Genomic DNA, 23,844 nt, shown 5'->3' with positions numbered 1-23,844 from the left:
CAGGCTACACAGCAGACTGGGTGCACGCCCTCTGGCAGGCTTGCCAGTAGTAGTCAGGCAGCATGGATGGCAGCTTACCCGCCATATCTACCCACCGATAATCGGTGTGTTCCTCGCTCAAACGCAGTCTAGGCAGGGCCGTTGCGCACTCGCAGCTGAAGAACACCAGTAACACCCGCTTACCGGGAATGATTTCGCAAGACTGGCTGCCCACGTAGGCAGGCGCCGTAACCGTCAAACCACACTCCTCCTGTACCTCACGGAGCAGCGCAGCTTCCAGACTCTCACCGGGCTCAGGTCGACCGCCCGGCAACTCCCATTCATTACGAGGATTTTTGACGAACAGTACGCCAATGGAGCTATGCAAAATGGCTTTAACGCTGATTGGTTCCATGCTGGCAGGCCTCGGGGGTAGAGGAAGCTAATTGCAGGGTATTGCCATTTAGCTCTCACGTGGAGGGTCATGCAATGCCGTACTCCAACTGTTTATCGAAGCCAAGTATTTGAGTTTCCACTATGTCTTTAAAAATCGGCAATGAGGTGACTTCAGTGGTGGCAGAGTCATGGGGCCCGGCAATGCCAACTCGCTCAGTTGCACTGAATCCCGAATAGTTTTCATCCACCGCGATCTATCGGTAAACGGATCATTCGAATACGCTCCATCGGCAAACACTTTTACATCTCAAAGATGGTGTGTAATTTTATATTGCTCTTTCTGCAAGCGTATACCGCCAGGCACAAGATACTGAGGTCGATAAAAAGTTTGTACAACCCTGTTAGCATCCTGCTCCATATGACTTAGGATGCGTTCTTTTGTCTCGCCCCCCATACTCATAAAGTCAGCTGCAGCACTCAATACAAGTCCTTGCTTAATATCGCCACCCATAAATATAGAGCCCGCAACGATTGCCCCCACATCAACACCTAATCTACGCTGCATACCAGAACCAAAAGACTCAAGATCCTCTTTACTGGCAATAAAACCAAGCCTATCCTCTGAAACCCTTCTATCACCAGGATTGAGTCAGTCATGGGTTTACATAAGCGCATAATCTTGATCCTGACTCACCGCTTCAAAATCTGCTTGGTAGCGATAATTCCCAAACGAGCTTGACGTCTTTACTTCGCCACCTTTCATATTTAACGAAAAAAAGCAAAAGCGTCAGTACCTAACACTGCACTATCTTGAGACATCGTATGGGATTCATTAAATGCCATTCTACTTCTCATAGGCTGCTGCCGAGCTTGAAAGTTAGCACTCCCATCCGAGACAATAAAGTCAGTCTCTGAAAAGTGCTCAACCGAGTTTCGCGGGTGTAAGCATTGCCAGCCCCTGCATCGTGCTTGAGTTGAGTCAGGCTGCCGCCGCTGTCGTAGCCATAGGTCTGGCTGTAAGTGCGCCAACAACTCTCATCTATCGCGCCAAAGATCTCCAGCCTTGGCAGGCTCGGGCCGATGCTCTGACTGGCGCTTTCACGACCGCAGGCCGTCCTGCGGGGAGTAATACGCCGTGGTAGTGACGTCATTGCCTGCCTGCTCAATTTCTACGTGGCCATTAGTGTTGTAGGTTGTGCTTTTGAGTAGCGCGACGCCGTCAAGCCAGGACGTAAAGGGCTGGCCCGCAATATCAAACTCAAAACGCTGCACATGTTCAAGCGCATCGATTTGCTCGAAATGACGCCTTGCACAAGAAATATCCCGCCCTTGTAAAGCGAATTTCACGATCTTTTAAATGATCAAAATATCACGAGACAAGCTCGCGCCAAGGTTCATAACGCTTAAGCGCTCCCCGAGATAAGTTATGAAAATTGAGACGTTAATGTGAACTGCCCCTTACTCAAGCGCATACCACTAGGAATCAGGAGTTGAGGGCGATAAAAAGCTTGTACGACACTGTTGCTGTTACGGTCTTTAGTCACGAGTTCTGAAATTTTTTGTTTTGTGTCAACTCCCATGGCGTGAAGGTCCCAAACCACAGTCATTGCGAGCCCTTCTTTAATGTCCTTGCCCATGTAAATTGATCCGATAGTCGCCTCCCCCTCATCTGAGTTGAAGTTGCTCTGCAAACCATCATTGAAAACAGCATGATCACTTTCTACTAAGAATTCTGTACTTGACTTTGAACTTATGGGTCGTTTGAGCGGGAAAAGAATATCATGCGTTTGCAGAAGAGCATAGTCTTGATAACTGTTCAGCGTTTCATAACTGGCTGTATAGCGCAATTTTCCAAATCGGCTTTTTGTTTTAGACTTCCCTCCGTGCTCGCCCAGTGAGAAAAAAGCAAATCGGTCTGTTGCAAGATCAGCTAGATCTATTGAGGCTGTATTTTTTGTGTTGAATGATATATTTCTCCTCTCAAGTTGCTGGCGAGAAAGAAAATGAACATTGCCTTCTGCATCAGTAAAGTCAGAATCAGAAAAATGCGTTATTTCATAGTCTGCAGTGCTCGCGTGTAGAAGAAAATCAGTCTCTAGGGTGTCAGGTTCGAATTTTTCAAAGTTACTCGCTAAGCGCTTGAGATTTCGCTCAGATTGCCTGGCAACAATATCAACAGCTTCATCAATATCCCCTGGAGTTTCGAGCGCGCTATCTCGAAATTGCGCTCCACTTGTTAACATATGAAAATATGCTTTTTTAACCTTGTCACTAGGGGCCAATCCTTTCGCATCCGCCAGCGTCACAGGGTTGTTTCTAACCATTCTAAAAAGATTAAGTCCATCAATAGCTCCGGCGGGGTCGGCACTCAGCCAGCGGCACACCCAAGATTGGTAATACCGATAACCGTAATAATAAAGGCCGGTTGCATCACGTTCCTTGCCTGAGTACCTCACTGTTTTGTAGTCGGCTTCAATCAGGCTCGATGCAGCCCATATTGCGGTGCCGCCAAATGGGTAGTATTCCTCGTAACTCAGAACCTCGCCGTTAGCATCCACCTCTAGACCACTGCTGCCAATCAGATTGTCATAGCTGTAACGCACCTGATTGTCGCTGATATCTGTTGGGCGTCCTGTTTCCCAATGGAGTACACGAACTTGAGCCCGGCCACTTTCGCCGACCAGCACTGTATGCAGATCTTCAGGCACTCTTTCACCTTGATAGGTTGTGCTTAACTCCAGTCCTGGCAAATACGTCACTCTTAGAGTCTGCACATCTTTACTCGTGTGTTGCACATTCACTTTACGAAGGCGCATGCCATCGCTGCCATATCGATAATACTCTTGGCTCGATGCACTCTCGTCACCGACTTGCAGCAATTCTCCGCGCACTGTCCACGCCAGTTGTTGTCCCGGCTGAAGCTGTAATTGATGCCCACCGGCATCGAACAGGGCGTCCACCTCGTCCGGCTCCTGCGTTAACGTGTGCAGCACTGCCCGGTTGGTGCGGGATGAAACCGTGATATCAGTGGTGTAGCTGTTATCGGTCGCCGGTGCACTGTGACGAACGCGTGTCAAGTTGCCCCCACGGTCATAACTATAGACGCGAGTGTAGAGCGTGTAAGTGCTGTTATCAGGCGGAATGGGGACTAGTGGGGGTAGATGTCTGCTGTTTTGCTGCCTACTGTTGGCCATTTCCCGGCCCTGGCTCTCAACAAGCTGATACGCACTGTCGTAGACAAAAAGATTCTGCGCGGACACTTGTTGATTACGCCAGAAACGAGTGGCTTCAGCCTCGTTGCGCACACTCAGGACATTACCCACCGGGTCATATTCATAACGCAGGTTTTGCAGCACCCGAGCGCCGGAGGGATGCCCTGTCGGGCGTTCGGTTTTAATCCCGACAAGACGCTGGGTTGATACTTCGTAGGTGTAAGCCGTGAGAACCCCGTTGCCGTGCTTCTCACTGGTTTTCTGTCCACCCGCGGAGTACTCCACTGCGCTGACAATCACCTGTTCTGCGGCATTTTTCAGGATCAGCCAACTGCCTTTCAGTTGCCCGGCAATGTCAAAAGCCAAGCGCTGTTGATTGCCTTTGGCATCGGTTTGAATCACCGCAACACCGCTGGCATCCGTACTGCCGTGGCTGGTAAATACCTCGGGGGCCAGGCACTCTTGCCAATCGGCTGGGCCAGTTCCCTGCCAGTTGGCCTCAAGGTCCTCCCACAGAAACTGGCGGCAAACAGACAACGGCGTACCCGTCAAACCCAGGCTGTCCAAACGGTTGAGTCCAGCGGTGTCATAGTGCTCGACGCATTGACCGACAAGGTTGAGAGCTTGCTCTGCCGCACTGTTGCCCGCCCAGACAAAGCGCTCCGTAATCCGTGCCTCTGCACTCCCAACCTGATCGGAAATGCTCAGTAAACGGCCAGGCGAGTTCTGGTCCTCGTACTCCCAATTACGGGTCACGCCGGTGGCGCTAATACTTATACGCGGGCGACCAGCACTGTCATTTAGCGTCACACTGCTGCCAGCATCAATACTGTCGGTTCGCAGCTCTGTGCCTGTCAGAGAAAACCAGTTACTCAGGTTCGGTTCAAGGGTGCTATCTGCCTGCTGAAGCTCAAACACGCGTGGGTCTATGCTTTGAGACAATTGACCCAGAGGGTTAAATCGTTGACGAGTAATCCTCTCCCCGGTGACAGAGAGTGAGTCTGGATGACGACAGTAGCTAATACTGCGTACCAATAACCCACGGCTATCAATGACTGAAAGCTGCGGCGTTTTGGCGTGTACCTCAGAATCAAAATTGCTCATAGGTGGATAGCTCAAATGGATCACTGTCGTACGCATAGATACCGCTGACCAGTGGCGTTATTGGCGGTACCCTGGCGCAACATCAGGCCACGGTCGCTCAGAAAACCTTGGGCCAAAATTTCACAGGGCGGAGCCAGGTCCAGTCGAAAAAAATCAACTCTTCTGCTCTCACTTTCCCCAACAGCACCTTCCTCTGCCACAGAGGGCTGAGCTAACGAAGGGAAATTTAAGACGTTACTTGAACGTTCCTGAATAGGTGTTTCAAATTCATTTTTATCATTGCTAATGACCTGGCTGGTAGAACGAAGCATTCGGCCATCTGTATCGATATAACTGACCGGGTTATTCCTGACCATGCAAAACAAATTAAAGCCATCAACATCCCCCGCCGGGTCCGGATTAATCCAGCGCTGCAACCACGGTGTGTAATAACGGAATCCGTAGTCATACAACCCGGTCGCATCCCGCTCTTTACCCGAGTAACGGATAACTTTGTATTCGGCTTCAATTGCACTTTTCGCTGCCCACCTGGCCGTACCATCCTCCCCGTGCAACAAACGCACGCCATTGCGCCCCGCTTGAGCTATCACCACGTGCAATCGCTCGCCTGTCGTGCGGCAGCGGATCTCAAGCCCCGGCAGATAACGCACTTCACTGATGTGCTCGCCACCACGGGTTTTGGCGCGACGCACTTTGCGCGCACGCTGCCCGCCGCCGTCATAGACGCAGGTCTCACTGTCATCGTCCTGGCCATCTGGCGCGTCGCGCTGCACTTGGGTGACTAGCTGCAGCTGATTGCGACTGTCCCATTGCATAAGTTCACCCGGTACCAACGCTTGTTGATTGCCGTTGGTATCAAAGCCCTTGGCAAACTCTATCGGTGAATCGTCCTTGAACAGGCTGCGGTTGCTGCGTGCGTCGACCACCATTTCGCGAAAAGCGCATCGATTTGCTCGATGACCGTGCCTCGCTCAGCGGCTGCCCGGCAGCGTCATGACACGCAAGCCGCCAGCCGGCATCCACACTCTCTGTCAGCAACACTTGGCGCGGGATTCGCTCTGCGATAGCCTCATCAACATCCCGCCGCTGGTAGGCAATGCTGCGCACAGACAAACCACGCGGTTCAATGACAGCGAGTGAAGGCGTGTGCTGATGCAAGCCGCTCTTGAGTGCAGTCACTTGATACGACCTCGTAGCTGTGCCAACAAAGCAGCCTTCAAGGGTGCTTGCGGAACCTCCTGGTCCAGGTCGTTTTCATCTTCGCTGATGGTGTACCAGGTCAGATAGGTCTGGCGGCGCCACCCGCCTCTGGCGGTAAAGATATCGGTCGGGCGCCCCAGAGAGTCGTAAAATTGCTGATCGCTGTAACCGAACTCACGAAAGGATTCATCGTTGATATAGCGATGTTTATCCGCGAAGTAAGGCTGATACACACGAACCGCCAGGCCTTTGTTGTTGTATTCCACCCGTTCACTGACCCGCCACCGTGATACGTCCTGTAGTTGGATCGGTTTTCCGTTTTCGATGATCAGGTTGCCTTCATCGTCGACCGCATAGGCATAACCATCCTCGACTTTCTGTTTGCTCTGCAAGGTGCGGCCAAAGCCGTCGAAACACGCCAGGCTGATGCGGATTTGTTGAGCGGCGTCTCCAGGGTAACGATCCGCCACCAGGACGGCGCTGTGCACCGGTTCACGCGATGCCTCTTGAGTGAGAAGGTGCCACTCAGGGTTATCCGAGATACGGGCCCTGGCGCACAAATGCCCGGAAGGCATAACGTCGCCAGACGCCACATGTTCACTCATCCATGCCTTGTTACTGCGCAAGGTTTCAGGCACTCGGCCCATCCAGCTGAACGCGTCGTAGACACTGGCCGATGCAGCGTTTTTAATCGCATCCCTGGGGCTTTCGATGGCCGCGCCCGGGTCTTTGATGCTGGTTTCAAAGGTGCTGATCGGGTCAAAACCGATCGCTTCCCCGAGTTCAGTCCCGTAGAAGCTGCTCGCCCGCAGTTGTCCGAAGGCGTCAAACAGGACCTCTTGGGTGTTCTGGTTAGGGTCAACGATGCGCCACGGCTGCAGGGTTCGATAATCATACGTGGCCACGGTGCTACAGCCATCTGGCGTGGTGACACTGAGCGGCGCCAGGAAGTATGGGTCATACGTGACGGTTGTCAGGCCGTGACTGAGGGTGGGACGAAATTCAAGAATGTTGTAAAACTGGGCCGCAGTGCCGTAAGTCGCGAACCCTCGTCTGACAGACCAGAGTGCCTCTCCATCGCTGGGCAAGAAAAGCGGCATGTGCACATAACCCAGCTCATCAAGACGCTCATAGAGTTTGTCGCGATCGGGATATTTACGGTCATAAGCCCCCAATGCGGTTTCGTCCAGCTCAGCCGTTTCCGTGAATGCGACCAAAGCAGCCAACGTGGCATCGCCATCCTCGCAATCGGTGTAACGCTGGACAGCCTGCCCCGTCAGCACACGTTCAGGGCGGGGCCTGAGAGGGCCGTCAGCAGCATCCAATAGCGCTTCATAACGCAAGGTTTCGGGGGACAGTTCGCTTGGGGGAAGCACCAGAGCATTACTGCGTGACAGATAGGGCAAGTCCAGACGCCAGGCGTCACGAGTCGTCAGATGGATTGCCTGGGCCCGGCTTTCGTTCACGTAATAAAACTGCTGGGCATCATCGTGAGCGGCCTGCCACCACCGCTGTTGATGTTCATCGTCAAATGGAGGCAAGTCTCCATGCGTTTTGCGCCGCGCATAGTCGATCACCACAGCTTGGGTCGAGCTGCCAAAAGCATCCCAGCGCAGGCCTATGTTGTGTTGACAGAGTGGGTCAAAAACCTTGGCTTTGTTGGTAGCGCTGTCGTACTGGTAGCTGATTGACTCAAGCGGCAACGCCAGCATCGAAGCATAGGGCTGGCGGTGCTCAAGATCCTGCGGTATTAACTCACGGACCAGATATCGATTGTGTTGCACCGAATACAGTACGTCTTGACCATCGGCATCCTCCAGACCAAAGACTTCTACACGCAGAGGGGAACCACTGAGGGTGCGCGCCACTTCGCGCAATTGGGCCTCAGCAGGAACCTCTATGAGATCGTCATGATGCTGAATTTCTCCATCGTCGAGGGTTTCAGCTCTGTAACGGCTTAGCAGGGTCGGACCTGACGGCCGAGCGTCAGCGTCTCGCAAGTCATAACCTTCTGGCGCAAGCTCGGGGTAACGACCTGTGTGGAACCAGGTTTTGGTCCGTGTCGGGGCGGTATACCCCAATGGGGCCACCTCGTTGTCGACGGCTTCGGTGTCCGTTTGTATCAGCAGACCAAAACCGCGGACTTCACGCTCCAAGCCGTCATAGAAGCCTTGACGATACTGGAAGTGCTGCGTCAAGCGATTACCGGTGATTTCATCAAGTTGTGTTTGCTGAGTGACCACGTGCATGGGAAATGGCAGGTAAGAAACGGCAGGCTTTTCAGCAGCCAGAAGTGCTTGTTTTTCGTCCAGCCACTCTTGGGCCGAACTGCGATAACTGACAGTGCCAACCGCCCCCATGTTGTTGTTGGTTTCAGCGAGCATGTACGGCTTGGCCTGCACAAAGTCGCAACGCCAATGGCGTGGTGACATGTGCGGTGATGTAAAAATCAGGCTTGAACATCCCAGCCCTTGCAGGTCTGCGGTACTGACCTGGCACGTATTGTCGTAACGCACGCCCTCGGGCCAGGGCAGGCTTTGCTTGTCAGCAAAACCATTGCCGCACTGATTCATATAGATGTCGATGGTTTGCGAGGTCAGGTAAAGAATATCGGCCGCGCCACTGCCATCCAGATCGGCCAGCAAAATACGCGAAGTGTCAAAGTCTGCGTATTGCGCAAACTGCGGGCAAGGCAGCAAGAAGCTTTTGCCAAAATGGCCTCGGCCCAGATTCGGCCAGCAGCGCACTTCATTGTGGCGAATACGCACCAAATGTTGTTGGCCGGTGCCCAGCAGGTCGCTGAACGCGACCACTTCGGTCCGGCTGTCGCTGAGCAATGGCAGATTGTCGTCTGGCAATGGGTGGACCACGTCCAGTGCAGCGCTAAAACCTGCTTCGCGGCGATTGGCATACAGGCGCACGCTGCGTGTACCTATCAGTGCCAGATCTGACAACCCGGCACCGATCAAATCGGCCATTTGCCCTTGCGGGTGGAAGAACTCTTGAGGGAACGCCGCGAACGTTGCAAAGCGTGACCAGGTGCGATCCGGGTTAAGCGTAAAAAAACCACTTAACCCTGGTTGGGCCACGATCCAGTCCAGTTTTCCGTCGCCTGTCAGGTCGGTCAATGACTGCTGCACCGGCTTTGCGGAATCAGCCACCGGATGCTTGGGCAACTGCTGCCAAGGGCCATACTCGACTTGATCGGCACCCCCGGATTCGGCACGCATCGGTTCGCGATACAGCCAACTGTCATCACGTCGAGACAACACACCGGGCATGCCTTCGCCATAAAGATCCAGCAGTTGATACTGCTGGCCATCATTGAGCCCGGGCATCGACTCAAACTCAGTAAAGTGCTGATCTTGCAGTTGAAACGACGAGTAGGTGAACTCCACGGGTGGACGAAACTCGGCTGTTCCATCATCGGCATAGGCAATGAAATGGGCTGCCACCAGACAGTTGTAACTCAGCGGGCTAGTTTCATAGTTCATCAGCAGGCGTTGCACCAGCCGAGGCGACTCATCCCACTCACCGGGGAAGTGATGAAACATCAATACTTGGCGACACAGGCGCAAGTTGCCCAGTTCAAACCCGTAGGCAAAGCTTGAGTGCGGATCGCTGCGCACCGGCCACACGGTCTCTTCTTCATAGGTGGGCTTTTCAGTCAACTCGACTGTGCGTTCACCATAGTCCAATACCAGGTCGAAATGCCATTGAGCAGCGTTGAGTGTTTGTTCATCCCACAAATACAACGCGTCATGGGCCTCGAAATTGCCATAACGAACACGGTTCAGATAGCACTGAGCGATGAAGTTACGAGGATGATCCGGGGCCAGCCCCTCCTCGTCTTCAGACTTGTACTCGTAGAGCACATGTTCACCATGGGCGTTCATGGTTTCGTCCAGCAACCATTCGCCGACCCGAAGCGGGTTTTCCGGATCCGTACTGCGAGAGCCGGGTCGCAAGCCAAAAACAGACTGGCTGCCATCGGCGCTATACACCAGCCAAAAACCCGGGTCTAGCGGGTCTGTCAGTTTGACCGGGGCCGGCCGCCAATGCTCAATGCGATCAAAAGCCCCCTCGGCACGGGCATAGTGGCGAGTCACATCGTAAGCAATGCTCTGGCGGGTGATGCGCTCAACGACAGGCTCGCCGTGTGCATATCGCTCTGCCAGCCACACATCGCCGCTAGGGCCGACAATCACATCCTCGTCGGTGTAGGTGGGTACACCCTTGCTGGTGCGCCGGGCAACGTAGCCCAGGTTGAGTGCCCAGCCCAGACCGAACAGCCCGTTCCCGGCCGCACTGCTGTAACCCAAACTCAAAGAAGGCCCATAGCCACGCCCTGCCGACAAAGGCAAAGGCAGCCCACAATTGGCAGCCCCTGAACTGCCTACCGCCCCCCAACCTTTGCCGATACTTTGAATGGCACCGCCCCCTTTTGGCAGTGACGGGGTAGAAACACTCAGCGAGTCTTCGGCCATGATCAAATGCTCCGGCGATGCAGGGCTTTAGTTTTTTTGCGTGACTTGGCCAGCTTTGGGTAACTTGGCATTGGGCACAAGCGTCATTAGAAGAGGATTTGTAGCCATTTGAGCACCCTGGTCATGTTGGACGTCGAACCCCTACGCTACTGAACTTTCCTACTCTTGTGACCTGTCATTTCTTACAGGTGCTCAAACTATTTAAAATGCGCTAACGTGTCCTGATTGAACATCAGTCGCACATTCTCAGGCGGCGATGAGTATGTCTGTGTATCAAAATACCCCGACTCGAGCGACCCTCGTGGCCTGACTGTGCGCACGGTGGCATGGAACAGAAATTCAGCGCAGGAGACAGCTCAGGCAAACATTACGCTTGAGCGCTATAACGCGTTCGGGCGATTGAGCGCCCAAGACGCCCGTCATAACCGCTGCGGGCAACTGCTTCGACACGATGATCAGGCGAGCAGTCTGTGGCATGAGGCATTTGCACTCACCGGACAGCCGCTGAGCGAGGCACGTCAATTCTGCGCAGTGCTGACGCCACCTCACTGGCCTGAGTCTGAAAAAGATCTGGAAGGCAACCCGTACACCACCCACTGGCGGCACGATGCGCTGGGCGCGGTCATCGAGCAAATCGATGCGCTTGAACATGTGCAGCGTTTTGAGTTTGATATTGCGGGCCAGCCCTTTGCGTCCTGGCTTGACGGCGTCGCGCTACTCAAAAGCACGACCTACAACGCTTTTGGCCACGTAGAAATTGAGCAGGCAGGTAACGACGTCACTACCACGGCGTATTACTCCCCGCAGGGCGGCCTGCTATCAAACCTGAAGGCCAAAACCTCGACGGGCAAAACACTGCAAGACTTGAACTACCAGTACGACCCGGTAGGCAATATCGTGCACATTGAAGACCTGGCCCAGCCGGTGCAATGGTTTGCTGGGCAGCGTATTCAGGCCGTCAGTACGTATGCCTATGACACGCTCTATCAATTAACCCGCGCTACCGGTCGTGAAAACGCCAGTCAGACCATCGGCCCGAGCCTGCCAAGGCTGGAGATCTTTGGCGCGATAGATGAGAGCTGTTGGCGCAATTACAGCCAGACCTATAGCTACGACAGCGGCGGCAACCTGACTCAACTCAAGCACGATGCAGGGGCTGGCAATGCTTACACCCGCGAAATGGTCGTCGACACACGCAGCAATCGCAGCCTGTTCAAGGACGATTCACCAATAGATTTTGCCAACGCCTTTGATACCAACGGCAATCAACAAGCCTTGGTACCGGGTCAACTTATGCAGTGGGACAGTCGCAATCAGTTGCAGCTAGTCACCCAAGTGCAGCGCGACGCGCCGGATGGTCGGGACGACGACAGTGAAACCTACGTCTATGACGGCGGCGGGCAGCGTGCGCGCAAAGTGCGTCGCGCCAAAACCCGTGGTGGCGAGCACATCAGTGAAGTGCGTTATCTGCCGGGGCTTGAGATCCGCACCCGCACGACAGGCGAGCGATTGCACGTGGTGATCGCTCAAGCGGGGCGCAATGGCGTGTGTTTGTTGCACGGGGAGGATGGTACGGCCTGGTGGGCAGCGAAGATGCTAGGACATTCATCAAAGAGCATTACACGACCTATATCGCGCCCAAGATCCGCGAGAGAAAGGAGCGTTCCAAGGAGTCCGCCCTCAAACTTATGGCATCAATAGTTGGACCACAATCAGCCGGTATTACGCTCGACGCAATAGTGCAAAAGTTTGAAACATCTGCGCTTACTATCAATATCAAGCCTGATCTTCTAGACAATCTAATGGGCGATAGTGTCATGAATACGCGGGGAAGTAGTGGTCAAGCGAGAGACCCAGATTACATGCGGACTCGGGATGAAACTGAACCCCATCTCTTCCACTATCAGCATTCATCGATCCCTGATATCGCAAAACATGCGTTCTCACCCAATGCTACGTTATTTATGCCTCAGTACCGGCCGACATATGGAGTTGTAGACTTTAATCCTGATATCGGTGTCAGTACTCCGGATGGTGTGGAGCTTGGTGGTGCACCTTTTTATGGTGACACGGTTCTAGTTCTTAATTCCGCACAGACAGGCTTTATCACGCTCTCGGTAGTTGTAGCGACGCTATCCAGTCGTGGTGTCGTTCGCTGCTAACGTACAAAGACAGCGCCAAAGGAGGCCTCCATCTCGGGATCCTCGTGCTGCTTCGCACCGTGATGCAAGCGTGGATCAAGGCCTCTGGCGACCAGCGATCGAGCCTCTTCACGCAGCGCCCGCGCATCCTTCAAGGCAATCTCTGGGTAAGTATCCAATGCCAGCCTTTGGGTACGGCCATGCCACTGGAACCTGAAGTCCCAACGCTTGGAACCACAAGCAGGTACCTACAGCGACAAGCCGCGAACATCGCACAGGGAATACAGTTTTTGTTGGGGTTTGGCCTGCCGAACGGCAGTGTCGGACAAAAGCATACGCACCTCCGGACAATCCCGGTCAGCCACCACTGAGGGCGCCGGGCTGTGTACATGAACCGATCAATCGACCGGGGCAGTGTCATCAGCCAGGTGTCGCGCGCATATCGAATTGGGTGGACTGGGGGCTACCCCATTCCAGAAGACGGATTTTTGTACAACGTCGCGTCTGCTGGAGGCAGATCCTGATGGATCTCCCCAAACGAAAAAAGCGACCTAAAGGTCGCTTTTTCAAAGGCTTAGGAACATCACTGGATTTCAGTCGATGCCCTCAGAACCATAATTTGGAGCGGGAAACGAGACTCGAACTCGCGACCCCGACCTTGGCAAGGTCGTGCTCTACCAACTGAGCTATTCCCGCGTCTTGGTGGTGCGCATTCTATAGAAATCAAAGAATGCGTCAACCCCTTGATTCGAAAAGTTTTATTTATTTTGTAGAGGTGGTCTTCAAATGCGGCCAGGCAGCCCGTAAATATTGAACCATCGACCACAAAGTCAGCCCCGCAGCCACTAACAATAACGCATAACCGACCAAGACCCAGAAGCTGAAGTCGGACGGGTTGGCCAGCAAGATGATCAAAGCCAGCATTTGCGCTGCGGTTTTCCATTTGCCCATGTTCGAGACCGCAACCTGTGCACGCGCTCCCAGCTCTGCCATCCATTCGCGCAAGGCAGAGATGACAATTTCACGACCAATAATCACCGCGGCCGGCAAGGTCAGCCAGACGTTGTGGTGCTCTTGCACCAGTAACACCAGCGCCACTGCCACCATCAATTTGTCAGCCACCGGATCCAGAAAGGCGCCAAATGGCGTGCTCTGCTCCAGCCGTCGAGCCAGGTAACCATCCAGCCAATCTGTCGCGGCAGCAAATGCGAAGACTGAGCTGGCAGCTGCATAACTCCAGCTGTAAGGGAGATAAAACAGCAAAATAAAGAATGGAATCAGAAGAACGCGTAGAACGGTAATCAAATTAGGGATATTCATCGGCACAACTGGCTACGAGGTGAGGGGGCATTCTACTCGCTGTGTAGATTTGCATAAATCAACTCTGCGAGCTTTTTACTGATACCCGGTGCTTTGGCGATTTCTTCGATGCTTGCACGAGACAGCTCTTGTAATCCACCAAAATGTTTCAATAAGTCACGGCGACGGGTCGGCCCTACTCCTGCGATCCCTTCCAGGGTTGACGTCCGCCGGGTTTTGCCACGTCGAGCACGATGCCCGGTGATTGCAAAACGGTGGGCCTCGTCACGAATCTGCTGGATCAGGTGCAATGCCGGGGAATCACCTTTCAAGGTGAATTCATGGGCAGCATCATTCAGATAAAGGGTTTCGAAACCCGCCTTGCGGGTTGCACCTTTGGCCACACCGAGCAAAATCAGGTCTGGAACCGCCAATTCATTGAGTACGTCACGGGCCATTGAGAGTTGCCCCTTGCCACCGTCGACCAACAGGATGTCGGGCAATTTACCCTCACCTTCTTTCAGACGACTAAAACGGCGCATTAACGCCTGGTGCATGGCGGCATAGTCATCCCCTGGGGTCACACCTTCGATGTTGAAGCGTCGATAATCCGACTTGATTGGGCCCTCAGGGCCAAATACCACACAGGAAGCAACCGTAGCTTCACCGCTTGAGTGGCTGATGTCATAACACTCAAGGCGTTGCGGAATTTCATCAAGCTTCAATACTTGAGCCAGCGCTTCAAAACGCGCAGCCACATGCAAGCGGTTGGCCAGACGTGCGCTTAATGCTTGCTCAGCATTGGTGACAGCCAGTTGTTGCCATCGAGCCCGAGTGCCGCGCACGCGATAACTGATCGCCATCTCACGTCCGCGCAAGGCTTCGATCGCATCGCTGATAGCATCGAAACTCTCGTGTTCAACGTTAACAATCAGCTCACTTGGCAGGTCGCGCTCAGGGCTGCTGATGTAGTACTGCCCGAGGAAAGCGGCCATAACCTCGGCCACCTCCTCTTCAATCCCCACCTGCGGGAAGAAGTTCTTGCTGCCCAGCACTCGCCCGCCGCGCACATTGATTAAATGCACGCAGGCGCCGCCCGGGTTCACAAAGGCCGCGATAATGTCCACATCACCAGTCCCGCCTTCCATGCTTTGCTGATCCTGAACCCGACGCAGCAATGAGATCTGATCGCGCAGTTCTGCAGCACGCTCAAAATCCAGGGTGCTGGCAGCCTTTTCCATTGAGCTGTTGAGCTCATCGGTCAGTGCACTGCTGCGCCCCTCGAGGAACATCACCGAGTGGCGCACATCTTCTGCATAGACCTCAGGCTCGACCAAGCCTACACACGGTGCCTTGCAGCGTTTGATCTGATACTGCAAGCAAGGCCGGGTGCGGTTTTTGAAATAGCTGTCTTCGCACTGACGTACCAGAAACGTTTTCTGCAAAAGGCTCAGGCTTTCACGAATCGCGCCAGCGCTAGGGTAAGGTCCGAAATATCTGCCCTTCTGCTTTTTGGCTCCGCGATGAATGCTCAGGCGCGGGTATTCGCCATCCGACAGAAACACGTACGGATAGGATTTATCGTCACGCAGCAGAATATTGTAGGGCGGCCGCCATTCCTTGATCAGCGTCTGCTCAAGCAGCAGCGCTTCCGTTTCATTGGCGGTGATGGTGGTTTCGATTTGCGCAATGCGAGCGACCAGCGCGGCTGTTTTTGGCGCGAGCCCAGTTTTGCGGAAGTAACTGGCCAAGCGTTTTTTCAGGTTCTTTGCTTTGCCTACGTAAAGCAGACGAGCATCGCTATCAAACATGCGATACACGCCGGGCCTACCGCTGCAAGTCGAAAGAAATGCACTTGAGTCAAACACGTCAGTCATTGTTAACCAGCATCAACCATGCCATGACGAACAGCCAGCAAGGCTAGTTCAACATCACTTTTAACTGAAAGCTTCTCGTAAATACGATAGCGGTAAGTGTTAACGGTCTTGGGGGACAAGCAAAGCTTGTCGGAAATAACTTGAACCTTCTGGCAGCCGACAATCATCAATGCAATCTGAATTTCTCGCTCAGAAAGGGCATCAAAAGGAGAATCGCTGGCCGGCTGGAACGATTTAAGTGCCAATTGCTGAGCCACTTGTGGACTGATATAGCGCTGCCCTGCAAACACAAGACGTATAGCCTGAACCATTTCGGCCAAGCCGGCGCCTTTGGTCATATAGCCTGCAGCGCCAGCTTGCAACAAGCGCGTCGGGAACGGGTCTTCTTCACACACAGTTACGGCCACGACTTTAATGTCAGGGTGGCTGCGCATCATTTTGCGAGTCGCTTCCAGACCACCAATGCCTGGCATTTTGACGTCCATCAAGACCACATCCGGCTTCAGCTCACGCGCTTTGATGAGCGACTCCTCGCCAGATTCGGCCTGACCGACCACTTGCAAGCCTTCGATATCAGCCAGCATTCGTGTAATGCCCGTACGCACAAGATCATGATCATCGACCACTAGAACCCGAATCAAGTCGACACCTCGCAAATTGCGTCTTAGTTGGTTGCCGCTACCTTAGCAAAAAATAATTGAGGCAACCTACCTATCATGCGTTATCTGCTTTGACCTAGCGGTCTCAATATCACAAACCGGATGACGTGGTCTGACTCACACATCATTTGGCTCTTGACGTTTTTTTAACGGATGAGCGACAGACTTTTCCGCCAGGGCCGTAGTCAATTGCCTAATGGCATCCTGATCTTCTTTTTGCAGGACGCGATAACTGACCAAAATCTTTTCTTCTACTCGGCTCAGATTATCGAGTAGTGTTGGCGTCGGCGTTCCAGTGAGCACATAAAGTACATCCACTCCGCGTTCTGCAACGCGAGACAAATAATCAGCTTTCGGTGCGCGCTCCCCGCTTTCATATTTACCTTGGGCATTTGCCTCGACACCGCCTATCTCACCAAAAACTTTCTGTGACAGGCCAAGCCGCTCTCTTTCTTGCCTCAAACGCGAACCAATTCCACTCATTTGAATTCGAAATCCCATTTTTAGCCCCCATATGAATGGTATAATTCGCTACTGTTGAACAACATTGAACGGTTTTGAACTATGACCGGAATCCGTACTGCTGCACAAGCCAAGGCTTGGCTGGAACACCAGGGTAAGTCTGTTCAAGAGTTTGCTCGCGAACATGGCGTAGACCCGGCAACTACCTATCAGGTACTCGCCGGGCGAAAAAAAGGAAAGCGCGGAGAAGCCCATAAGGTGGCGGTCCTTCTGGGGATGAAGGATGGAGTAATCCTTCCCGACGCTCCCGAATAGAGGGGCGGTTACCGGTGATCTTTGTTGAGTATGCGCTCAATTGAGTTAAGTACTCGATTAACTGCCTACCGACATGGGCTTATTTGTCAGCACGTCTTGCGCGCCGAGAAACCGGGGCGAGAAATGCGTCCGGCTCGCCATTTACTCTTTTAAGGGTGGTTATCCGGTGGCTGACAATTGCGCATGGCTTTAATAGCAATTTTAGATTGAACCCGACCTATTCTCTCTTGTAAGCTCCAGACCACTCAGTGGAGATGACACATGTTGATTCACGTACACACAGACATAAGCCAGTCGGACGCTAACAAGCGCCAGGACGCTGCTGTGCGCGCGAACAACGCTCCCATGACTGCACGATTTTATTTTGGGTATTGGTTTAGCCACTGGCGCGCCTGATACCCTCCGGCGCCCATTTTGAACGGGTCGCCTACCAGAGAATTCTCACCCCCGGTCGGCTTCCCGACCGGGGGTTTTGTTTTTTCAGGCCCTGACAAATTACTGACTTTAAGGAATGAACACATGAACCACACCACTTATTACCGCTTCGACCTTTGCACTGCATGGCGATTTATCAGCCGCCGTTCGGGACAGTCTGCCGCCTCCGAACGGGCCCACATCGGTGGCACGCACGCACTCACAGCCAGTCTGGCCAATTGTCGAACACCCCAGTAGGGCTGAGCGCGCGGGAGAACCCGCCGCCTGCCCAGGAAGCAACTACCATGAACGCACCTACTTCTGCTTTGCCAAATGCTGCTCGCACCGCCACTGCCACGGTCTTGACCCAACGTCTGCCCAGCTCTTCAGAGCTCAAGCAACAACTGCCACTCAATGCAGACCTCCGTCTGTTGGTGAGTCGCCAGCGCCACGCCATTCGCTCCATCCTTAATGGCGAAGACCAGCGCCTGCTGGTCGTTGTCGGCCCCTGCTCCATCCATGACCCGATTTCCGCGCTTGAATACGCCAGCCATTTGGCCGCCTTGTCTCACGACCTGGGCGATGACATGTTGCTCGTGATGCGCGCCTACGTCGAAAAACCCCGCACCACCATTGGCTGGAAAGGCCTGGCTTATGATCCACATCTGGACGGCAGCGATGACATGGCCCATGGCCTGACCCTGTCACGCGAGTTGATGATCGAAATGCTGCGTATGGGCCTGCCCATTTCTACGGAGTTGTTACAACCCATGGCCGCCGGCTACTTCGACGACCTGCTGGGCTGGGTCGCGATTGGCGCACGCACCACCGAATCGCAAATACATCGCGAGATGGCCAGCGGCCTTGATTTGCCGGTCGGGTTCAAAAACGGTACCGATGGTGGTGTGGCAATTGCCTGTGACGCCATGCGCTCAGCGGCCCATGGGCATCGCCACTTCGGGGTGGATAGCCAAGGGCATCCGGCCATTATCATGACCCCAGGCAATCCAGACACGCATCTGGTATTGCGCGGCGGTCACAGCGGCCCGAACTATGATCGCGACAGCCTCGCCAAGGCCCGCGCCGGGCTTGAAAAAAACGCCATTCCTGCGCGTCTCATGGTCGATTGCAGCCACGCCAACAGCGGCAAAGACCCACTGCGTCAACCAGACGTCTTCAATGACGTACTGAAGCAACGCCTGGAAGGTGATCGCTCATTGATTGGCGTGATGCTTGAAAGCCATCTTTTCCAGGGATGCCAACCCTTGAGCAGCAACCTGCGGTACGGCGTCTCCGTCACCGACGGCTGCCTGGGCTGGGAGGCCACCGAACAGTTGCTGCGTAATGCCGCAAGCCAGTTGCAGCAGCAACGACGTTCGGCGAAGGCTACCCACTAAAAACCCACCAACGCTGACTATTGCGCACCGGCGGGCACTGCCCACGGTTGCGCTAAGTCGATTGTGGCTGAGAGCAAAGACGGCAAAAACTGTCTGAAAAGTATCGTTCGACAAACGAACACCGCCTTCTGCAACTAAGAATTATCGACCAAACGCTTTGATCAGCTATCCACCGCCATACCTTGCCTGAAGACACATCCTGCAACCCCGCCTGCCCGTCTTGTGCTCTCAACTAAGGTGTTTTTATAACCTAAAACATCGACTTGAGAACTCACATGACTGACACAGCAAACACCCAATACCCCATTTTATTGGTACATGGGCTCTTCGGTTTCGACCGAATTGGCCCATTCAACTACTTCAACGGCATTAAGGAAGCACTGCAGCGCGCAGGTGCCAGCGTCTTTATCGCCTCCCTTTCGGCAGCCCACAGCAATGAGACTCGCGGCGAACAGTTACTGGTGCAAATTGCCAGAATTCTTCAACAAACAGGCGCCAGACGGGTCAACTTGATCGGCCACAGCCAAGGCGCACTGACCGCCCGCTATGCGGCGGCCGTGGCACCGGAGTCTGTGGCCTCGGTCACATCGGTCAGCGGGCCTAACCATGGCTCTGAACTGGCCGATCGCCTGCGCCTGGCCTTCATCCCCGGCAAGTTGCCTGAAAAGGTCGCGGCGTCGCTGACCACCGCATTCGGCACCCTCATAACGATTATCAGTGGCAAGCCTCAACTGCCCCAGCATGCACTTCAAGCCCTCAATGCGCTGACCTCTGAAGGCGTTGCCGCCTTTAATTTGAAATACCCCCAAGGCCTGCCAAATACCTGGGGAGGCATGGGTGCCGCCAAGGTCAATGGCGTGTTTTATTACTCCTGGAGCGGCATTATCAAAGGCTCTTTACTTTCAGAGTCCATGAATTTGCTCGACCCCATGCACAATGCCTGCCGGCTACTTGCCACCTTTTTCACCACTGAATACAAAGAAAATGACGGACTGGTTGGCCGTTTCAGCTCACACTTGGGTACGGTGATTCAATCGGACTACCCCATGGACCACCTGGACACCATCAACCACTTGGCCGGCCTGACACGCCACAAGGCCAACCCCGTCGAACTGTATGTAAAACATGCGCAACGTTTGAAGAAGCAAGGCCTATAGCTGATCCGAGGGAACTTTGCCGAGATAAAACCCACTGAATCCGGTAGGCTCACCACTTTCTTGAAAGGAGTACTCCCTCATGGCTAAAGCCACTGCCCGTCATATCCTCGTTGCCAGCGAAGCCAAGTGCAACGAACTGAAAGCACAAATCGAAGGCGGCGCTGATTTCGCCGAAGTTGCCAAGGCTAACTCCACTTGCCCATCCAGCCGTCAAGGCGGCGACCTGGGCTCTTTCGGTCCAGGCCAGATGGTTAAAGAATTCGACACCGTGGTTTTCAGCGCGCCAATCAATGTCGTGCAAGGTCCGGTTAAAACCCAGTTCGGTTACCACCTACTGGAAGTCACCAGCCGCCAGGACTAACACCCCCCGGCTCTGTGTGAAAACGGCCCACCTTTTGGTGGGCCGTTTCGTATCCGAGTGGCGAACCTCGTGCTACGTTTCCTCATTGATGAACCTACCGTGTCTCACCTGAGGAATTGATCATGAGCCTTAAAGGTAAAACTGCCTTGGTTACCGGTTCCACCAGCGGTATTGGCCTGGGCATTGCCCAAAGCCTGGCCAAGGCTGGCGCCGATCTGATACTCAACGGTTTTGGCGACGCCAGCAAAGTCATTGCCGAACTGCAACAATTGGGTGGGAAGGTTGGCCACCACCCGGCAGATGTCAGCGACCCCGCGCAAATCGCCGACATGATCACTTATGCCGAACGCGAGTTTGGCGGCCTCGACATTCTGGTCAATAACGCCGGCATTCAACACGTGGCCAGCGTCGAAGAGTTCCCGGTAGAGCGCTGGGACTCAATCATCGCAATCAACCTGTCCTCGGTCTTCCACAGCACTCGCCTCGCCCTGCCCGGCATGCGCAAACGCGGCTGGGGCCGTATCGTTAACATCGCCTCGGTACACGGACTTGTCGGATCGGTCGGCAAAGCGGCCTACGTCGCCGCCAAACACGGCGTAATCGGTTTGACCAAAGTCGTGGGCCTCGAAACCGCCACCAGCAACATCACCTGCAACGCCATTTGTCCCGGCTGGGTATTGACCCCTCTGGTCCAAAAGCAGATTGACCAGCGCATCAGCCAAGGCATTGATCCGTATCAAGCGCAGCACGACCTGCTGGCCGAGAAACAACCTTCGCTAGAGTTCGTTACCCCACCGCAACTGGGCGAACTGGTGCTGTTCTTGTGCAGTGAAGCTGGCAGTCAGGTACGCGGCGCAGCCTGGAATGTCGATGGCGGATGGCTGGCGCAATAAGCACCCAACATCGCTACGTCTCTGCCATGCAAAAACGCACACCAACCCTGCACGTATCCGGGTTGTAATTGGCAAATTTGCACTGTTAGCATCGGCCATCGTTCGAACGCGAATACATTCTAAAAATAATGCACAGCAGGGAGTTAGTGATGACTGCTCAGGTTTCATCCTCACCGACACAGCATGTCGAGCCGCCCCACAGTACGGTACTGGCCGAGGTCCGTAACCACATTGGCCACCTGACTCTGAATCGTCCCAGCGGCCTTAACGCGATAGATCTGCCAATGGTCCGCAGCCTGCAACAGCATCTCAATACCTGGGCCCAAGATACCGATATCAAAGCAGTCGTGTTGCGTGGCGCAGGCGAAAAGGCCTTTTGCGCAGGCGGCGACATTCGCTCGCTGTACGACAGTTATAAAAACAATGACACCCTGCACACAATCTTCTTTGAAGAGGAATACGCCCTCGACCTGACCCTTCATCACTATGCCAAACCGGTGCTCGCACTGATGGATGGCTACGTGCTGGGCGGCGGTATGGGTCTGGCACAAGGCTCAGACCTGCGCCTGATTACCGAACGCAGCCGCCTGGCCATGCCAGAAGTGGCGATTGGTTATTTCCCGGACGTGGGCGGCAGTTATTTCCTGACGCGCACCCCCGGCCAAATGGGCACGTACCTGGGCGTCAGCGGCGTGCAGATTCGTGCCAGCGATGCGTTGTATTGCGGGTTGGCTGACTGGTACACCGACAGCAGCAAACTGGCTGAGCTGGACCAAAGCCTCGATAACCTCCAGTGGCAGCAATCGCCGCTCGAAGATCTCAAGTCCCTGTTGGCCAGCTTTGCCGTACACACCTTGCCCGATGCCCCACTGGCCACACTTCGACCGCTGATTGATGAGGCGTTCGCCCTCAACAGCGTGCCCGACATCGTCTCCCACTTACGCACGGTGACCGCGCCTGAATACCGCGAATGGGCCACCGAGACCGCCAACCTGCTGGAGACCCGCTCGCCGTTGGGCATGGCCGTCACACTCGAAATGCTTCGTCACGGCCGCACACTTGATCTGCAACAGTGCTTCGCCCTCGAACTGCACCTGGACCGTCAGTGGTTTGATCGCGGCGACCTGATCGAAGGCGTGCGGGCGCTGATCATCGACAAGGACAAAACACCACACTGGAATCCACCAACCCTGCATGAACTCGATTCGGCGCATGTCGCGAGCTTCTTCACAGACTTCAAACAGAGCGGAGTTTGAGCCATGCACGACCTCGAACTGACTGAAGAACAAGTGATGATCCGCGACATGGCCCGTGATTTTGCCCGTGGCGAAATTGCGCCCCACGCTCAAGCCTGGGAAAAGGCTGGCTGGATCGACGACGCACTGATCGCCAAGATGGGCGAACTCGGACTGCTTGGCATGATCGTCCCTGAAGAATGGGGCGGCACCTATGTCGACTACGTGGCTTATGCGCTGGCGGTGGAAGAAATCTCTGCCGGTGATGGCGCTACTGGCGCACTGATGAGCATTCACAACTCGGTGGGCTGCGGCCCGATCCTCAAATACGGCAGCCAGGCGCAAAAAGAAACCTGGCTCGCAGAATTGGCCAGCGGCCAATCCATCGGCTGCTTTTGCCTGACCGAGCCGCAGGCCGGCTCCGAAGCGCACAACTTGCGCACTCGCGCCGAGTTGCGTGACGGCCAATGGGTCATCAACGGCGCCAAGCAATTTGTCAGTAACGGCAAACGCGCCAAGCTGGCCATTGTCTTCGCGGTAACCGATCCGGAACTGGGTAAAAAAGGCATTTCGGCGTTTCTGGTCCCCACCGCGACTTCTGGTTTTATCGTTGACCGAACCGAACACAAAATGGGTATTCGCGCCTCGGACACCTGCGCCGTAACGCTCAACAACTGCTGTGTGCCAGAAGCCAACCTGCTGGGTGAGCGTGGCAAAGGCCTGGCCATCGCCCTGTCTAACCTGGAAGGCGGACGCATCGGTATTGCCGCCCAAGCCCTGGGCATTGCCCGTGCAGCTTTTGAGGCAGCGCTGGGATACGCCCGCGACCGTGTTCAGTTCGACAAAGCCATCATTGAGCACCAAAGCGTGGCCAACATGCTGGCCGACATGCAAACCCGCCTGAATGCTGCCCGCCTGCTGATCTTGCACGCCGCGCGCTTGCGCAGCGCGGGCAAGCCGTGCTTGTCCGAAGCCTCGCAAGCCAAATTGTTTGCGTCAGAAATAGCCGAGTTTGTGTGCTCCAAAGCGATCCAGATTCATGGCGGCTATGGCTACCTTGAGGACTACCCGGTGGAGCGTTACTACCGCGACGCGCGAATCACCCAGATCTATGAAGGATCGAGTGAGATTCAACGCATGGTGATTGCTCGAGAGCTGAAGAACTATCTGATCTGACGCGTGTTGCCTAACACCCTCACACTACCTCTCTCCCGGTGTGAGGTGTGCTGTGAACACACTCCAATGGGAGTGCCGCC

Annotated in this window: 18 protein-coding genes, 1 tRNA gene and 2 pseudogenes; 9 read left to right on the top strand and 12 right to left on the bottom strand. The window is 54.5% G+C overall.

From position 1 onward, the window contains the following. Positions 1-4 precede the first annotated feature (4 nt). From RHM56_RS10725 to RHM56_RS10700, 6 genes and pseudogenes are all read right to left on the bottom strand, one after another. Complete coding sequence (locus RHM56_RS10725) at positions 5-394, bottom strand: NUDIX hydrolase (protein WP_322241134.1); 390 nt, start codon at positions 392-394, stop codon at positions 5-7. 288 nt (positions 395-682) lie between these two features. After that, positions 683-940: a hypothetical protein gene (locus RHM56_RS10720; protein ID WP_322241133.1), complete on the bottom strand. Its 258-nt coding sequence runs from the start codon at positions 938-940 to the stop codon at positions 683-685. A 533-nt stretch (positions 941-1,473) separates the two neighbouring features. Then, a complete protein-coding gene (locus RHM56_RS10715) occupies positions 1,474-1,722 on the bottom strand; it encodes a hypothetical protein (RefSeq protein WP_322241132.1) in 249 nt (82 codons plus the stop codon). Positions 1,723-1,799: 77 nt separating this feature from the next. Next, a complete protein-coding gene (locus RHM56_RS10710; protein WP_322241131.1) occupies positions 1,800-4,691 on the bottom strand; it encodes an RHS repeat-associated core domain-containing protein in 2,892 nt (963 codons plus the stop codon). Between the two features lie 308 nt (positions 4,692-4,999). Continuing rightward, positions 5,000-5,626, bottom strand: a pseudogene (locus RHM56_RS10705) (RHS repeat-associated core domain-containing protein); the annotation flags it as partial. A gap of 240 nt (positions 5,627-5,866) precedes the next feature. Beyond that, a complete protein-coding gene (locus RHM56_RS10700) occupies positions 5,867-10,378 on the bottom strand; it encodes a SpvB/TcaC N-terminal domain-containing protein (protein ID WP_322241130.1) in 4,512 nt (1,503 codons plus the stop codon). 399 nt (positions 10,379-10,777) lie between these two features. Here RHM56_RS10700 and RHM56_RS10695 point away from each other — a divergent pair, with 399 nt between their 5' ends. Together RHM56_RS10695 and RHM56_RS10690 are read left to right on the top strand one after the other, a co-directional pair. Then, on the top strand, positions 10,778-12,079 hold the full coding sequence (locus RHM56_RS10695; protein WP_322241129.1) for a hypothetical protein: 1,302 nt from the start codon (positions 10,778-10,780) through the stop codon (positions 12,077-12,079). A gap of 38 nt (positions 12,080-12,117) precedes the next feature. Then, the gene (locus RHM56_RS10690) at positions 12,118-12,540 is read left to right on the top strand and encodes a hypothetical protein (RefSeq protein WP_322241128.1); all 423 of its coding nucleotides are present in this window, start codon (positions 12,118-12,120) and stop codon (positions 12,538-12,540) included. Here RHM56_RS10690 and RHM56_RS10685 read toward each other — a convergent pair. The 6 genes and pseudogenes from RHM56_RS10685 to RHM56_RS10660 form a co-directional block, all read right to left on the bottom strand. Next, positions 12,537-12,743, bottom strand: a pseudogene (locus RHM56_RS10685) (Arm DNA-binding domain-containing protein); the annotation flags it as partial. The gene RHM56_RS10690 and the pseudogene RHM56_RS10685 overlap by 4 nt on opposite strands. A gap of 396 nt (positions 12,744-13,139) precedes the next feature. Beyond that, a tRNA-Gly gene (locus tag RHM56_RS10680) sits at positions 13,140-13,215 on the bottom strand. Positions 13,216-13,281: 66 nt separating this feature from the next. After that, positions 13,282-13,839, bottom strand: a complete 558-nt coding sequence (gene pgsA, locus RHM56_RS10675; RefSeq protein ID WP_322241127.1) for a CDP-diacylglycerol--glycerol-3-phosphate 3-phosphatidyltransferase — start codon at positions 13,837-13,839, stop codon at positions 13,282-13,284. A 32-nt stretch (positions 13,840-13,871) separates the two neighbouring features. After that, a complete protein-coding gene (gene uvrC, locus RHM56_RS10670; protein ID WP_322241126.1) occupies positions 13,872-15,695 on the bottom strand; it encodes an excinuclease ABC subunit UvrC in 1,824 nt (607 codons plus the stop codon). Positions 15,696-15,697: 2 nt separating this feature from the next. Next, the gene (gene uvrY / locus RHM56_RS10665) at positions 15,698-16,336 is read right to left on the bottom strand and encodes a UvrY/SirA/GacA family response regulator transcription factor (protein WP_261738573.1); all 639 of its coding nucleotides are present in this window, start codon (positions 16,334-16,336) and stop codon (positions 15,698-15,700) included. Positions 16,337-16,471: 135 nt separating this feature from the next. After that, the gene (locus RHM56_RS10660) at positions 16,472-16,837 is read right to left on the bottom strand and encodes a helix-turn-helix transcriptional regulator (protein ID WP_322241747.1); all 366 of its coding nucleotides are present in this window, start codon (positions 16,835-16,837) and stop codon (positions 16,472-16,474) included. Between the two features lie 81 nt (positions 16,838-16,918). On the opposite strand from RHM56_RS10660, the gene RHM56_RS10655 reads away from it, so the two are divergent. The 7 genes from RHM56_RS10655 to RHM56_RS10625 all read left to right on the top strand — a co-directional run bounded on the left by RHM56_RS10655 (position 16,919) and on the right by RHM56_RS10625 (position 23,764). Next, a complete protein-coding gene (locus RHM56_RS10655) occupies positions 16,919-17,131 on the top strand; it encodes a DNA-binding protein (RefSeq protein WP_322241125.1) in 213 nt (70 codons plus the stop codon). Between the two features lie 719 nt (positions 17,132-17,850). Further along, positions 17,851-18,942 (top strand): 3-deoxy-7-phosphoheptulonate synthase, encoded by a 1,092-nt coding sequence (locus RHM56_RS10650; protein WP_322241124.1) that lies wholly within the window; start codon positions 17,851-17,853, stop codon positions 18,940-18,942. A gap of 275 nt (positions 18,943-19,217) precedes the next feature. Then, positions 19,218-20,099 carry a triacylglycerol lipase gene (locus RHM56_RS10645; protein WP_322241123.1) on the top strand — a complete coding sequence of 294 codons (882 nt, stop codon included), beginning with the start codon at positions 19,218-19,220 and terminating at the stop codon, positions 20,097-20,099. A gap of 79 nt (positions 20,100-20,178) precedes the next feature. Beyond that, entirely contained in the window at positions 20,179-20,460 is a 282-nt protein-coding gene (locus RHM56_RS10640) for a peptidylprolyl isomerase (protein ID WP_008150918.1), read from the top strand. A gap of 122 nt (positions 20,461-20,582) precedes the next feature. Continuing rightward, a complete protein-coding gene (locus tag RHM56_RS10635) occupies positions 20,583-21,353 on the top strand; it encodes a 3-hydroxybutyrate dehydrogenase (protein WP_322241122.1) in 771 nt (256 codons plus the stop codon). 149 nt (positions 21,354-21,502) lie between these two features. Beyond that, the gene (locus tag RHM56_RS10630; protein ID WP_322241121.1) at positions 21,503-22,609 is read left to right on the top strand and encodes an enoyl-CoA hydratase/isomerase family protein; all 1,107 of its coding nucleotides are present in this window, start codon (positions 21,503-21,505) and stop codon (positions 22,607-22,609) included. Between the two features lie 3 nt (positions 22,610-22,612). Next, positions 22,613-23,764: an acyl-CoA dehydrogenase family protein gene (locus RHM56_RS10625; RefSeq protein ID WP_322241120.1), complete on the top strand. Its 1,152-nt coding sequence runs from the start codon at positions 22,613-22,615 to the stop codon at positions 23,762-23,764. The last annotated feature ends 80 nt before the right edge of the window (positions 23,765-23,844 follow it).

Source organism: Pseudomonas sp. CCC3.1 (genome assembly GCF_034347405.1).
Taxonomy (GTDB): domain Bacteria; phylum Pseudomonadota; class Gammaproteobacteria; order Pseudomonadales; family Pseudomonadaceae; genus Aquipseudomonas.
This window is presented reverse-complemented; position numbering and strand designations above follow the sequence as displayed.

Bases quoted from the DNA above. Each gene is read 5' to 3' on its own strand.
- RHM56_RS10720 (WP_322241133.1), bottom strand. From the start codon at position 940: ATGCAGCGTAGATTAGGTGTTGATGTGGGGGCAATCGTTGCGGGCTCT.
- uvrC (WP_322241126.1), bottom strand. From the start codon at position 15,695: ATGACTGACGTGTTTGACTCAAGTGCATTTCTTTCGACTTGCAGCGGT.
- RHM56_RS10710 (WP_322241131.1), bottom strand. From the start codon at position 4,691: ATGAGCAATTTTGATTCTGAGGTACACGCCAAAACGCCGCAGCTTTCA.
- RHM56_RS10640 (WP_008150918.1), top strand. From the start codon at position 20,179: ATGGCTAAAGCCACTGCCCGTCATATCCTCGTTGCCAGCGAAGCCAAG.
- RHM56_RS10630 (WP_322241121.1), top strand. From the start codon at position 21,503: ATGACTGCTCAGGTTTCATCCTCACCGACACAGCATGTCGAGCCGCCC.
- pgsA (WP_322241127.1), bottom strand. From the start codon at position 13,839: ATGAATATCCCTAATTTGATTACCGTTCTACGCGTTCTTCTGATTCCA.
- RHM56_RS10655 (WP_322241125.1), top strand. From the start codon at position 16,919: ATGACCGGAATCCGTACTGCTGCACAAGCCAAGGCTTGGCTGGAACAC.
- RHM56_RS10635 (WP_322241122.1), top strand. From the start codon at position 20,583: ATGAGCCTTAAAGGTAAAACTGCCTTGGTTACCGGTTCCACCAGCGGT.
- RHM56_RS10725 (WP_322241134.1), bottom strand. From the start codon at position 394: ATGGAACCAATCAGCGTTAAAGCCATTTTGCATAGCTCCATTGGCGTA.
- RHM56_RS10645 (WP_322241123.1), top strand. From the start codon at position 19,218: ATGACTGACACAGCAAACACCCAATACCCCATTTTATTGGTACATGGG.
- RHM56_RS10625 (WP_322241120.1), top strand. From the start codon at position 22,613: ATGCACGACCTCGAACTGACTGAAGAACAAGTGATGATCCGCGACATG.
- RHM56_RS10660 (WP_322241747.1), bottom strand. From the start codon at position 16,837: ATGAGTGGAATTGGTTCGCGTTTGAGGCAAGAAAGAGAGCGGCTTGGC.
- RHM56_RS10650 (WP_322241124.1), top strand. From the start codon at position 17,851: ATGAACGCACCTACTTCTGCTTTGCCAAATGCTGCTCGCACCGCCACT.
- RHM56_RS10700 (WP_322241130.1), bottom strand. From the start codon at position 10,378: ATGGCCGAAGACTCGCTGAGTGTTTCTACCCCGTCACTGCCAAAAGGG.